Raw genomic sequence first — 13167 nt, forward strand, 5'->3', positions numbered from 1 at the left:
TTTTAAAAATAGCAATTATCTAAAAATATCTAAAAAAAGTAATTATTTAAAATATTTATAAATAATAGATTTGAAAAAATCTAAAATTATAAATTTTTAAATATTGATATTTTGCCCGTATACTAACTCTCTTGCTTCACAGGTAGTTTACCCTTTCCTCCACGAGTAACCCTCGAAACAGGCAGCCTATCTAATGCTGGGTTTCTCCTAATCATCGACAGCTAAAGCTTCCCTCATAGAAGGACCATAGGCATCAGTCATAAATATGATGCGACAATATAATCTTTACTTTAGATTGTATATATAATTTTGTAAAAAGGATTAAATTTATTAAATTTACATTAGAAAATCTTTTCAAAAACAATATAAATCAAAAAGCATAAAATATTTCATAAGTAAAGTAATGTCAAATTTTCTAAATTACTTTTAAAATTGTATTGGGGGATTCTATGATAAAATGTTCCAAATGCGGAAAGGAAAACGTTGATGAAGCTATTTTTTGTTCAGATTGTGGAACTAAATTAGATAATGGCCCCTCTACTCTAAGCACTGATATTGAAGCAGATGATTCCCGTTCAGATAGTATTTGGTCTCTTTTTAAAATAAGAAAGGTGGATGAATCTGAAACACTCAGTGCACGTTTTAAAAGACATCCTGCTTTATATATTTGTTGTGTTTTCCCATTAATTTTTATATTGGTGATTTCAATGGTTAGCGATGCAAATCTCTTCATTAAAGGATTACATCCAGCAGATTATGAAACCAATTATCCTGATGAATTTAATAATCTGGACCTTAATTATGATGGCAAATTAGAATTCAATGAAGTGAATCACATTGTCTCACACACACCACAAGATAAGCTATATGATCTATTTAGAAAGTCGGATAAGGATGATAATGGCTATTTGACTGGTTATGAATTTGATGTGTATCAATCTAAAGCCAACGGCAATGTATATGAAGCAGACTATCGAAGATTAATGGAAGAAATGGAAAGAAATGCTTCAAAGAATAAAGGAGGTCGAGATTACAGTTCTGGAAACTCTAAAGCTACAAACAGCCTTAATAAACTAGAATCTGATAGAAATGAGGGTTATGTATTGACTTGCCCATACTGTGGAAGCGAATCAATATATGAAATTGACGGTTATTATAGATGTGCTGAATGCGGCAATTCCATCTATGATCCAGATGATTTGGAATTAGGATATGCTGAAGGATATATGGAGATGTTAGTCCCGATATCGTATATTAGGGGCAATTAATTTTTCAATAAAAATAGTTTTAGTAAATGCAAACAATTATATACTATAAGAGACCATTATCATACATATAAAATTAGGAGATTAAACATGTCTGACATTGCAAGAATAGTTATTTTTAAAAAAGAAAATGGAGAAGAGTTTACCTTCGATGACAAATATGTCCAATTAACCTCTTTGGAAAATAAAATGTTAATATTCAAATTTGAAGCTTCTCAAGATATATTAAAAGAAGGAGCAGAATTCTTCAGCACTTTCAACACTTATGAACAAATCAAAGTGGATATTGGAGGAACTGGAGAGATTCCATGTTACATGAAAAGCTTATCACCTATAGTAGGTAGAGGTCCTAAAAAAACAAATGGAGAACATTTAAACGGCATTTTCACATTATCCCTCCAGCAAATAGTTGCTGCTCCAGACCCAGAGGAAGAGCAAAACTGCTTAAACTGTGCACTTTCACAGAATGGAGTATGTTCCATTAAGGATAATGATGAAATAACAAGCTGTGATGATTTTAAAAAATAGAATAGTGGTTTAATAAAATGTGAAATAATCAGTTTTCACAAACCACCATTATTTTTTATGAAACTCCTTAACCTCTAAGGATTCCACTTCATCAAGGAATATCCAAGTGATCCACTCACCTCTTCTAAGTTCAAGCAAAATTTGAATCCCATTTCTACCATAATCAGAACCATCCAAATCACATTGAACTATACTGACCTGTTCACATCTTGTTCTAACATTATTTACATTCACAATACAATCCATATAATAATCTAAACCATCTATAAATGGATTATTATTAGTTTCTATCTCATCAATTACATCAATTACTTCCATATTTCAACCCCCTAAACATATTATAAAATCGTCTATAGTACATTTTAAAAAAAGAAAAATTAAAAAGAAAGATTAAAATTCTTTTCTAAATACTCTTTTACCCTTTCATTTAAATCTGCAAGCTCTTGACTGTACTCAACAAGTTTCAAATTCAAGTCATTGTTGATTTTGAAAATCAATAAGTCATCTTCATTAGGACCAATTGCAAATAAGCGATCAAGAATTCTATTTGCCTTTTCAAAATCATCTTCTAAAAAGCAAATGTGCATTGAATATATATAATGCTCATTTTCAAATGGATGAGCATCATGTTCCTTTTGAAGATATTCCTTTGCCTTTTCAATCTCCTCTTTTTTAATGAGGATTCTAGCTATTCTGGAATATACTCCCATATGCCTTGGATTGATTTCAGCCAATTTTTCATACTGTCTTAAAGCCTTATCATTCTCATCCAAAAATTCATAATCCTCAGCCAAAAGAAAATTTATCTCCTCTACATTGGGCCAAACATCCAATATCTTTTCAAAATATTCAGTAGATTTTTTATAATTATCATTATCCCTATAATCAAGAGCCTTTTCCCTTAGGTCATGAAACTTCTTAAATACTTCAAAAGGCAAAAGTTCGCTTCCACAGCTTGAGCACACTTTTCCACCATCATTCACTTCCTCAAAGCATTTTGGACAAAACATTTTAGGATAAGAACCGCAAAATGGACAGAAATTAAACTCATCCGAATACCCCTGACCACATGCATTACACTTCATATTATCACCCTTTAAATTTTTCTTTTTTAAATATTTTTCAATCATAATTAGCAAATAAAATATGGAAACGATAATATTTAAAGTTAATGAATTAAAAAAAAGTAAGTGAAAAAAGTTCTTAAAACAAGAGTTTTAGGAAATAAAAAAAGATAAAAAATGAATAAAAAAATAAAAAAAGAAAGAAGATGATTTAATTTAAACCATCAATTGCATTTTGAACATGCTTAATGTAGACATCCCTAATGTCTTTGGATTGGGCAAGCCCTTCTATTACACATTCAACTTCATAGCATTCAGATGCAAACATTGATTTCCAGGAATCATCTTCATCTCCAGCCATGTCGTTTTGAGCATGATCACCAGCTACAACCATTAAAGGCTTGAGCACTATCTTCTTGTAGTCTCCTTCCTTTACCATAGCCAAGACATCATCATAGTCAGGTTTTGCTTCAACAGTACCAATGTAATAATTGTCGAATCCCTTATCCTTTAGCATTCCTTGCAATTTGGTATAAACCATATTACTCTCTGCAGGAGAACCGTGACCCATGAATACAACTGCGGTATCATCATCGTAATCTCCTTTAGATGTGATGCTTGCAATCAAGTCCTCAAAGTCCTCATCAGAGATTAATAAAGGCTCTGCAATAGGAATGTTTTCAAACTTGTCAATGTATTTATCTACAGTATCCTTGATCTTGAAATGGTATTCAGTACCGTTCATGATGTGAGTTGGTTGAATGATAACAGTCTTTACACCATCATCCAATGCTCTTTCCAATGCTTCTTCCACATTGTCAATAGCCAAATCATCACGTTTTTTCAAAATGTTAATAACCATTTGGCTTGTAAATGCCCTTCTCATTTCATAATCAGGGAATGCTTCATCAATGTCCTTTTCGATAGCTCCAATGGTAAGAGCACGGTTATTGTTATAAGAAGTACCAAAACTTACTACTAAAATAATCTTATCAGTCATAATATCATCCTAAAAAATAAAAAATATTTCATCTTATTGATTAAATAAATCCAATTAAATTTTTTAAAGAAAAATTTAACATTACTAAATTATACTTTATTTAAAGAAATATTTAAAAATATTGATTAAAAATAATTAATGAAATGAAAAAAGAATTAAAAAAGAATAAAAAAATAAGCTTCATGAAATTTCATGAAATGAAAAAAAATAAAAAAAATAATTAAAAATAATTAAAAAAAAGTTATTTATTTTGATCTCTTAGCATATACAATAATGCATTTGAAATAGCAGCTGCAACATTACTTCCACCTTTACGTCCACGAGCGACGATATAAGGAACATCACATTGCATGATCAACTCTTTTGATTGGACCACATTTACAAACCCTACAGGAACTCCAATGATAAGTTTAGGATTGAGTTTTCCTTCTTGAATCAATTCATATAATCTAATCAAAGCGGTTGGAGCGTTTCCTATTGCAAAAATCAAAGGTTTATCCAAGCTTGCTGCCTTATCCATAGATGCTCTTGCACGTGTAGATCCATTCTTCTTGGCGATGTCTCTAACGTCATCATCACTCATAAAGCAGAAGACTTCACCGCCATACTTCTTAAGCTCTGCCTTATTGATTCCTGCCTTTGCCATATTGGTGTCAGTAACAATGCAGGCACCGTTTTTAATTGCTTCAAATGCCTTTTCAACTACATCTTCTGAAAAGCATAAGTTATCTACATAATCAAAATCAGCAGCTGTGTGAACTGCTCTTTTAATAATTGGCGCTAATTTAGGGTCAATTTCATGAGGAAGTTCAGATTCAATAATTTCCATACTCCTGCTTTCAATTTCAGCAGGTTCAACTTGTTCTAATTCAATTTTCATACTATCACTTCAATTTAACTATGAATAAACTACTAAATTACTAATAAATATAAATTAAGAAAATATTGTAAATAATAAATTAAAAAATATTATTTTAACCTTTCCAATTCCTTGCATTTTTGACAAAAGATTTTGCAAAACCAGGGTTTGCAGGAAGATAAATATGTGGGAAACCAGCATAAAGACTGTCAGAGCCATGACAGCAAAGGTATTCCACACCATTGGATGCTTTTTTAGCCATAAACGCTTCTCCACAGTTTTCACTATCATAATAATGGAATTCATGCACTCTAATGCTATCTCCTTCATTACATAACAAGTTATTTTGCAATGCCTTTATCTCAATATAACCGAATCTTTGCAATTTATCTGTCTTTATACAATTTCCTTTGATAAATCCAACCATAGGGATTTCTTCAATTGAATCATGCAAATACATGAAACCTCCACATTCAGCTATTGTAGGAATTCCCCTTTCTATTATGTCTTTAATTTCATCACATAATTTCCTATTTTTAGACAATTCTTCAGTATATAGTTCAGGGTAACCTCCACATAAGTATAATCCAGAGATATCTTTAGGAAGCTCTTCATCTTCCAATGGGCTGAAATAGACAACTTCACAGCCTAAATCTTCCAATATCTCAATGTTTTCCTTATACATAAAGCAAAAAGCATTATCACGGGAAACTGCTATACGAGTCTTAGGTTCATCGGAATCAGTTTTGCTGTTTTCAATCAACTCTTTAAAATCATCACTTGCTTCAAGGATTGGAGCGGACTTAGCCAATTCGAATAATCCATCCAAATCAATGTATTTCTCTGCCAATTCTCTAAGACCATTTATTTTCTCTTTAATGTCCTCAATTTCATCAGCAGTGATCAATCCTAAGTTTCTGCTTCCAATTGAATACTTCTCTTCTCTTGGCAAGAAACCATAAGCCTTAATGCCTTCTTTTTCAACAATATCCCTTAAAAGTGGATACAACATTGGAGAAATACTATTGAATATTACACCTTCAACCATGCTTTCTTCCTTAAATTCCTTGAAACCTTTTATTATTGCGGCTGCAGAATTGCTCATTCCTTTAGCATCAATAATGAGTACAGCAGGAGCTTTAATGGATTTGGCAACTTCCCAAGCGCTTGCTCTACCTTCAACACCGATTCCATCATAGAACCCCATAGCACCTTCAATTATGCTTAAGTCCTTACCGCAATTTCTAATGAATTGGTCGCATAACATTTGCTCAGTTGAAAAGTATGGATCTAAATTATGAGTCTCTACATTAAAGACCTTACGATGAAACATTGGGTCAATATAATCAGGACCTGATTTGAATGAAGTGATTTCCAAACCTCTATTTTGGAATGCTGCAAGCAAAGCCATAGTTATGGTTGTCTTTCCACAGTTACTGTTGGTTCCTGAGATCAATATTCTATTCACGAGCACCACTTCCACTAATAATGAATATAGGGTTTTGAGCCATTAGCATATGCAAATCACCGATTTGTCTGCCTTTGGAAACTGCAACTTGAACAATGTCACCAATTATTCCAACATTCTTTAAGGAGTCCAAACCAGCCATAGCATTTTCAATAGTTACAGCAGTTATGACAAATCTCATTTTATCATTAATTCCATAAAGATAACTAACAATTTCATCCATGTTTCCAGAACTTCCTCCAATGAAAGCAACATCCGGAACAGGCAAATCTTTTAGGCATTCTGGAGCTAATCCACAGATAGCTTCCACATTATCCAAGTAGAATTTCTGACAGTTTTGCTCCAACAATGCAATTGCCTCTTCATTCTTATCAAAGGCATAAACCTTTCCATCATATGCTGAAAATGCCATTTCAATTGTTACAGAACCTGTTCCACATCCAATATCATATGCTATATCATCAGGATTAATTGATAGTTTAGATAAACATACAGCTCTAACTTCTGACTTTGTCATTGGGACTTTTCCTCTAATGAATTCCTCATCAGGAATTCCTGTTCTAATTCTTGAATCAAAATCAGGATTTTCTATAATCAAAACAGTTAGAGAACTGAATTCCTTTCCGGCTAATTCGGATATTGTGGATTCTTGAATAGACTCTTCATCAGATCCTAAGTTTTCACCTACCCAAACTTTTAACTCGGCAAAACCGTATTTAACCAATTCTTTCTGCAATTCAGGAATGTTTTTGCCTGTTAAAGCGAAAGTGTATCTATTTCTGCGAACTGATGAGACAATATTTGTATCAAGTCCATGACAGCTTATTAAATTTGCATCTTTCCAAGGAAGACTGCATTTTGCAAAAAAGTATGATACCGATGATATTCCAGAAACTAAATTAGGATCATAATCCTTTAAGACATCCACTAATTTCTCAGCCGCACTATAAAAGCCAACATCTCCAGAAACTAGGATAGCTATTTTTTCTGCATCTGTCTTTTCTATTATTTCAAGTATGTCATTAGATAAATAAGCATTGAAACTAGGTTTATTCATGTGAGAAAACTCGTTGATTAATCTTTTAGCCCCTATTAAAATATCTGCTTCAATGATTAATTCTAAAGCTTCAGCAGTGAGTGTTTTCTCACTCATACCCATTCCAATAATATTGATTTCCTTCATAAGCATTTACTCCTAATGGTGTCCTTAGCTTCTTCCACACTTATCCCTTCTTCATTAACCAATCGGGATAAGACAACAACTTCCATTCCGCATTCCTTTGCAGCATCTGTCTTTTCTAAAAATCCTCCAACATTACCAGAATCCTTAGTTATAAGTATGTCAGCACCAATTTCCTTGAATTGAGCCATATTGAATTCCTTAGAAAAAGGACCTTGCATTCCACAAAGGTTTTTCATAGGATAACCTAAATCAAGGCATTGTTTCATTCCTTCAGGAGAAGGCAACATTCTTAAATAAACTCTTTCCTGGAAGTTTTCCACATCTGTTAATGCGAGAGCCTCTTTTGCTCCCATTGAAGAAAAGATCAATCCTTCAGTAGTGTTTAGATAATCAATCAATTCTTCCATACTGGATACTTCAGTAGCATCTTCAATCTCAATTGATTCTCTTAAGACTCTAATGTATTCAATGCCCTGTTCTTCACAAATCTCCTTAATGTGTTTGCTGATTTCTGTTGCATAAGGATGTGTAGCATCAAAAACAAATTCGGTCTTCTCTTCTTCAAATAGTTTTCTCATAGGACCAGGTTTTAATCTTTTAGGCTGAACAATGACAGGAGGCTCATATTCCAATACTTTCTCTCCGTATTCTGTAGCAACACAAACTATAGCAGGAATCTTATTTTGAGATAAGAATTCAGTTAATAAACGTCCTTCTGTAGTTCCTCCAAATAAAACAATTTTGTGCATTTCCTCACCTCTAATTAAGAGAAATTATTAGTTAAATAATATTATTAGTTAAATAATAATTAATATGATTTGAGAACTTATTAATTAATATAATTATTATTATACCATATATTTATACACCTTTATAGCCTCTAGGTGTTACCATTTTATCATCAATGACTTTTGTATTTGCATTTCCGATGAAAACAGTGGTAAACATATCCACTTCAGTGTCCTTAAGCTCCGAAAGATTGGTGATGTGATATTCTTCACCTTCCCTACCAATGTTTCTCACATATCCACAGATAGTGTCCTCACCTTTGAATTTCAATAATATTTCACATGCCTTTTTCAAGTAATCCTTTCTTTTATGACTTGATGGATTATAAAGGCAAATGCAGAAATCTCCTTCTCCCGCTAATGCCAATCGTTTTTCAATCAATTCCCAAGGAGTTAATAAATCTGATAAACTGATTACAGCAAAATCATGACCTATTGGAGCACCTAAAACTGCAGATCCACTTAAAACAGCACTAATACCTGGAACAATGTCGATTTCAACATCAGGATAGTCAACAGACAGTTCATAAACCAAACCTGCCATACCATATACTCCAGCATCTCCACTGCAGACAACAGACACTGCATTTCCTTCTGCTGCTTTTTCCAATGCCATCTTACAACGGTCCACCTCTTTTGTCATCCCAGTGTACAAATACTCTTTTTCAGGCAAATACTCTTCTACAAGTTCTACATACTTTTTATATCCTACAATTAAATCTGATTCTTCAAGAGTCTCTTTAGCAGCAATGCTAAGGTATAACTCATTTCCCGGACCAATACCGACAACAGATACACATTTCATAAATTCTTTCCTCCAATAGACACCTTATAATTATTTTAAATTTTTTCCTAATTTACTTAATGAATAGATAATTATTATAATTTATTTCCCCCAAGAAATATTTGGGTCATTTATTGCTAAAGCCACAGTCACACCTGCTCCATCACAAGTGTCCTTTCTTCTAATCAATTTTCCATTGCTTTCCATAATTGCGGAACGTTCACAGACATTGTCCACTTCTACAACACTTTTAACAAATTCTGACTTTGTAAAATCTCCTTCAAGACTGTTTAGTTCCTCTGCACTATAAGTATTAAATGGCAAATCATATTTCTTAGCAAATTCTAAAATTCCTTTTTCATTTGCCTTTTTATCAATGCTTGCCAAAGCATTTATAGCCAAAATATGATAATTTTCACTTTCAAGGATATTTAAAATGGAACTTTCTATCGCTTCAAAGCTTATGTCTTTTCTACATCCAATGCCAACTGTAATGATTTGTGGGACTAATAATAATGTATCATTCTTACGTTCATTTTCTAAATCTTTATGAGTAATTATCACATCGTATCCTGCATTAGAATCTTCTAAATCATTAAGATAAACATTTTTAGGCAAATTTCCTTGAATAGGATAATCTGATTTGACATGTACAGATTCACCTTTTAAAAGTTTAGATGAAACTAATTTAATGCATTGTGGATTTAAAATCTGTAATCCTTGGCTTTTTGCCCAAGTATCCACTGCAAATACCTTATTGATATCAGTGGCAGTTGTAATTACAGGAATTGCATTTAATATTTCAGATATCTCAATCGCCAATTCATTAGCGCCTCCGATGTGTCCAGAGAGAATAGGTATTGAAAATTGTCCCAATTCATCCACTACAACTACAGCAGGATCTTTTGTTTTTGTCTTGATGTAGGGAGCGATTGCCCTAAGTGCTATTCCTATTGCACCTATGAAAATTAGTGCATCATTAGTGGAGAAATGTTCCTCAGTCCAAGTTGATAAAGCCCCTTTTCCACATCGAGTAAAATCCACATCATTAGCTTCAGATAAGGAATTTGATAATTCATAGGCAATTTCCATACCATTATCTGTAAATGCAATAATTGATACTTTCATTCTTAACCTCACAAAATCAAGCGCCTTAGCTTGAAATTACTCAAATTTATTTTTTAGCTTCTCTGAATTCAGTTGAAAAATCATCAGCATAAAGACGTGACAAGGAATATTCACTGTCTAAAACATCACCAACAATTATTAGAGCGGTTTTTGTAATGTTGTTTTCCTTTGCAGTTTCATATAATGTTCCAACAGTACATCTCATAACCTTTTCATCTGGCCAGGTTGCCTTATAAACGATTGCTGCTGGAGTGTCTTCAGTATATTTCCCTTTTACAAGCTCTTTAGATAAGTCCTTAAGGAGGCCTGTACTTAAGAAAATCACCATAGTTGCCCCATGTTCAGCAAATGATGCAATGCTTTCCTTTTCAGGAACTGGAGTTCTTCCAGCCATACGTGTGATAATTACGCTTTGGCTTACATCAGGCAAGGTATATTCCGCTTTCAATGCAGCCGCTGCACCACAGAAACTTGAAACACCTGGGCATACATCATAAGAGATTCCCTCTTCATCCAAGCGATCCATCTGTTCACGGATTGCCCCATAAATACTTGAATCACCAGTATGTAAACGGACAGTCATCTTATTTTCCTTTTCAGCTTCAAACATCTTTTCCAAGACTTCATCTAAAGTCATTTTAGCGCTATCATAAATTTCACATGAATCTTTAGCGTAATTTAACAAATCAGGATTGACTAATGAACCTGCATATATAATAACATCTGCTTCCTTTAGGAGTTCTGCTCCTCTTATGGTTATTAAATCTACAGCTCCACTTCCTGCTCCAACAAAATGTATCATTATTTTTTCCTCCATAATATACAATAATAATCAAATAAACATAATTTTACACAATTAATTTTTTCAATCTTTCCATAATTCTTTTAAATCATCTGCATTTTCACTTTCAAATAAAACACCAGAATACTCACCAGTATTTGCAAAGCATATAAACCCGACATTAATGTCTTCTGGAATTCTTCTATCAATATTATGCCCTATTCTGCCATTTAAGACACCCATAGTCTTAGTCAATAAATCATTTTCATACAAAATATCCAATACTGCATTTGTAGTGACGCATTTTTGAATCTCATTCAAGATTTCAATATCAGCACCTGCCTCCAATGCACAAGACAATAGTGTTTCTATCCTACCATCACCATTATGAGAATGGGTATTGAACATTCCAATACCTAATTTTACTAATTTACCTATATGCCCTACTATGAGAATATTTTTAAAACCGAATTCAACTGAACTATCCAAAGCAACATCAATGAAATTACTGCACATAATTCCTGGTTTGGTAGATAAGTTTAATTCCTCTTCAGTGAACTTTTTACCAAAATTACCTAAAAAGATCAGTATAGACTCATTGCTTTCTGCAGCAATGACACTTATTTCAACCTTAATTGAATCGGCTAATGCCTTGGCACTCATTGGCTCAACAATACCTGTTGTACCCAATATTGAAATGCCCCCAACTATGCCTAATTCAGGGTTGAAAGTTTTCTTTGCTATTTCTTCACCTTTGGGTACAGAAATTAAAACATGAAAGCCACCTTTATAATTATATTGCATCGCCAATTCATTTAATGAATCCTTTATCATTTTACGAGGAACAGAGTTTATAGCAGACATACCAACTGGTTGATCTAGCCCACCTTTGGTTACTTTTCCAACTCCTTTCCCTCCTTCAATAATAATTTCTGAAGAATCCGGCAATAAAGTCACTTTGGAAGATACCAATATACCATTAGTAATGTCAGGGTCATCACCGCTATCCTTTTCAATAGAACAGCTTGCAACATTATCTTTAAACTGAGGGTTTAAGACATCAATTATGAGGTCAGTCTGATTAGGTGTTGTGATTGCTACAGAATCCATTGATTCCTGTTTAAAGAGCATTGCTACTGCTGCCTTAGAAGCTGCCGCTGCACATGTCCCTGTTGTATAACCGCAACGCAATAATTTTTGATTAACCAAACGTTTTTCTGTCATAGAATCCCCAATAAAACTAATGAGTTCAATTACTTTACTACAACTATGGTGAAATATCCCATATTCTCATCAAATTCATCTAAAGAATTATAGATCTTTTCATTTTCCAAACCACAGTTTTCAACTGCATAGACATTATCTTCAAGATTTAATTCCTTCAATGTTTCTATCAATTTAGGCATTGACCTGCCTATTTTCATCAATACCTTAGAACCAGGCATTTGTAAAGCTTCCTTTAAGTCTATTCCTGTTGCAGGAATAATATGCAAAGGATCATTCATTGTAGTCAATCCGATTCTTAATTTGGAAGCTGAAGCGCAAAAGCTTGTTACTCCTGGAATGACTTCTACATTATAATCCTTTTCCAATAATTGATCCATTGTATATGCAAATGTTGAGAAGATAGTTACATCCCCTAAATTTAGCATTGCTACATCTTCACCTTCATCGAGAATCTTTGCAATGGAATCTGCAGCATTCTTATGACTTTCAGCTAAAATGTCCTTATCCTTAGTCATTGGAAACTCTAACAGCATTATTTCCTTTTGGGATAAATCTGTTGCTTTAGATACAATTGATAATGCCAATGAATCACCGGTTCCAGTATGAGGTGTTGCTATATATTTACACTCGGATATAATGTTCATTGCCTTTACAGTGATTAACTCATGATCTCCCGGTCCAATACTTACTCCGTATAATGTTCCCTTTTCCATTTTAAAACCTTTATTATCTGTTAAAAAAATAATTATTGAAATAATAATTGTAAATTAAAATTAATTTAATATCAAATAAACTATATTCATTGCAATAACCTTTTAAAAAAAGTTAAAAAATATAATGAACTTTAATTAATTTAATACTGTAATTAAAAAATATGTTATTGAAAATATATAAATATACTCTCAATTATAGTTTAATAAATTAAAAAAATATTTGAAGAATAAAATAATAACAGATGAAAAATAGATAAAAATAGTTCGTAAAGAATAAAACTAATTATTCTTGGATAAAAAAAGGCTGGCAGCTAAATGAAATTCCCATAGACCGAAACCCATAGTACACAAACAAAACGCGAAAAGACTTAACTTCTGG

The 13167-nt window shown here is 32.8% G+C and carries 14 protein-coding genes; 2 read left to right on the forward strand and 12 right to left on the reverse strand.

The genetic code is table 11. The features are described 5' to 3' along the window. Positions 1-449 precede the first annotated feature (449 nt). On the forward strand, positions 450-1268 hold the full coding sequence (locus tag ACJMLB_RS06650) for a zinc-ribbon domain-containing protein (protein WP_405324693.1): 819 nt from the start codon (positions 450-452) through the stop codon (positions 1266-1268). A gap of 87 nt (positions 1269-1355) precedes the next feature. Beyond that, positions 1356-1793 (forward strand): hypothetical protein, encoded by a 438-nt coding sequence (locus ACJMLB_RS06655; RefSeq protein ID WP_292788472.1) that lies wholly within the window; start codon positions 1356-1358, stop codon positions 1791-1793. A 48-nt stretch (positions 1794-1841) separates the two neighbouring features. Here ACJMLB_RS06655 and ACJMLB_RS06660 read toward each other — a convergent pair whose 3' ends face one another. From ACJMLB_RS06660 to cobI, 12 genes are all read right to left on the reverse strand, one after another. Further along, on the reverse strand, positions 1842-2111 hold the full coding sequence (locus tag ACJMLB_RS06660; protein ID WP_405324695.1) for a hypothetical protein: 270 nt from the start codon (positions 2109-2111) through the stop codon (positions 1842-1844). A gap of 59 nt (positions 2112-2170) precedes the next feature. Further along, a complete protein-coding gene (locus ACJMLB_RS06665) occupies positions 2171-2878 on the reverse strand; it encodes a double zinc ribbon domain-containing protein (protein ID WP_405324697.1) in 708 nt (235 codons plus the stop codon). 190 nt (positions 2879-3068) lie between these two features. Then, on the reverse strand, positions 3069-3857 hold the full coding sequence (locus tag ACJMLB_RS06670) for a sirohydrochlorin cobaltochelatase (RefSeq protein ID WP_405324699.1): 789 nt from the start codon (positions 3855-3857) through the stop codon (positions 3069-3071). Between the two features lie 241 nt (positions 3858-4098). Then, positions 4099-4737: a precorrin-8X methylmutase gene (locus ACJMLB_RS06675; protein WP_405324701.1), complete on the reverse strand. Its 639-nt coding sequence runs from the start codon at positions 4735-4737 to the stop codon at positions 4099-4101. 94 nt (positions 4738-4831) lie between these two features. Continuing rightward, entirely contained in the window at positions 4832-6184 is a 1353-nt protein-coding gene (locus ACJMLB_RS06680) for a cobyrinate a,c-diamide synthase (protein ID WP_405324703.1), read from the reverse strand. Continuing rightward, entirely contained in the window at positions 6177-7367 is a 1191-nt protein-coding gene (gene cbiE / locus ACJMLB_RS06685) for a precorrin-6y C5,15-methyltransferase (decarboxylating) subunit CbiE (RefSeq protein ID WP_405324705.1), read from the reverse strand. The genes ACJMLB_RS06680 and cbiE overlap by 8 nt, the downstream gene beginning before the upstream one ends. Next, a complete protein-coding gene (cobK, locus tag ACJMLB_RS06690) occupies positions 7364-8116 on the reverse strand; it encodes a precorrin-6A reductase (protein WP_405324707.1) in 753 nt (250 codons plus the stop codon). Before cobK ends, cbiE begins: the two co-directional genes overlap by 4 nt. A 112-nt stretch (positions 8117-8228) precedes the next feature. Beyond that, complete coding sequence (gene cobJ, locus ACJMLB_RS06695; protein ID WP_405324709.1) at positions 8229-8960, reverse strand: precorrin-3B C(17)-methyltransferase; 732 nt, start codon at positions 8958-8960, stop codon at positions 8229-8231. An 81-nt stretch (positions 8961-9041) separates the two neighbouring features. After that, positions 9042-10067 carry a cobalt-precorrin 5A hydrolase gene (locus ACJMLB_RS06700; RefSeq protein WP_405324711.1) on the reverse strand — a complete coding sequence of 342 codons (1026 nt, stop codon included), beginning with the start codon at positions 10065-10067 and terminating at the stop codon, positions 9042-9044. A 46-nt stretch (positions 10068-10113) separates the two neighbouring features. After that, entirely contained in the window at positions 10114-10869 is a 756-nt protein-coding gene (gene cobM, locus ACJMLB_RS06705) for a precorrin-4 C(11)-methyltransferase (RefSeq protein WP_405324713.1), read from the reverse strand. 63 nt (positions 10870-10932) lie between these two features. Next, on the reverse strand, positions 10933-12072 hold the full coding sequence (gene cbiD, locus ACJMLB_RS06710; RefSeq protein ID WP_405324715.1) for a cobalt-precorrin-5B (C(1))-methyltransferase CbiD: 1140 nt from the start codon (positions 12070-12072) through the stop codon (positions 10933-10935). Between the two features lie 29 nt (positions 12073-12101). Then, positions 12102-12788, reverse strand: coding sequence for a precorrin-2 C(20)-methyltransferase (gene cobI / locus ACJMLB_RS06715; protein WP_405324717.1), 687 nt, complete (start codon positions 12786-12788; stop codon positions 12102-12104). Positions 12789-13167 lie beyond the last annotated feature (379 nt).

Source organism: Methanobrevibacter sp., from assembly GCF_045114555.1.
In the GTDB taxonomy this organism is placed as follows: domain Archaea; phylum Methanobacteriota; class Methanobacteria; order Methanobacteriales; family Methanobacteriaceae; genus Methanobrevibacter.

What these genes read in the sequence shown, in the direction of transcription:
- ACJMLB_RS06650 (WP_405324693.1), top strand. Translation starts at nt 450, where the DNA reads ATGATAAAATGTTCCAAATGCGGAAAGGAAAACGTTGATGAAGCTATT.
- ACJMLB_RS06655 (WP_292788472.1), top strand. Translation starts at nt 1,356, where the DNA reads ATGTCTGACATTGCAAGAATAGTTATTTTTAAAAAAGAAAATGGAGAA.
- ACJMLB_RS06660 (WP_405324695.1), bottom strand. Translation starts at nt 2,111, where the DNA reads ATGGAAGTAATTGATGTAATTGATGAGATAGAAACTAATAATAATCCA.
- ACJMLB_RS06665 (WP_405324697.1), bottom strand. Translation starts at nt 2,878, where the DNA reads ATGAAGTGTAATGCATGTGGTCAGGGGTATTCGGATGAGTTTAATTTC.
- ACJMLB_RS06670 (WP_405324699.1), bottom strand. Translation starts at nt 3,857, where the DNA reads ATGACTGATAAGATTATTTTAGTAGTAAGTTTTGGTACTTCTTATAAC.
- ACJMLB_RS06675 (WP_405324701.1), bottom strand. Translation starts at nt 4,737, where the DNA reads ATGAAAATTGAATTAGAACAAGTTGAACCTGCTGAAATTGAAAGCAGG.
- cbiE (WP_405324705.1), bottom strand. Translation starts at nt 7,367, where the DNA reads ATGAAGGAAATCAATATTATTGGAATGGGTATGAGTGAGAAAACACTC.
- cobK (WP_405324707.1), bottom strand. Translation starts at nt 8,116, where the DNA reads ATGCACAAAATTGTTTTATTTGGAGGAACTACAGAAGGACGTTTATTA.
- cobJ (WP_405324709.1), bottom strand. Translation starts at nt 8,960, where the DNA reads ATGAAATGTGTATCTGTTGTCGGTATTGGTCCGGGAAATGAGTTATAC.
- ACJMLB_RS06700 (WP_405324711.1), bottom strand. Translation starts at nt 10,067, where the DNA reads ATGAAAGTATCAATTATTGCATTTACAGATAATGGTATGGAAATTGCC.
- cobM (WP_405324713.1), bottom strand. Translation starts at nt 10,869, where the DNA reads ATGATACATTTTGTTGGAGCAGGAAGTGGAGCTGTAGATTTAATAACC.
- cbiD (WP_405324715.1), bottom strand. Translation starts at nt 12,072, where the DNA reads ATGACAGAAAAACGTTTGGTTAATCAAAAATTATTGCGTTGCGGTTAT.
- cobI (WP_405324717.1), bottom strand. Translation starts at nt 12,788, where the DNA reads ATGGAAAAGGGAACATTATACGGAGTAAGTATTGGACCGGGAGATCAT.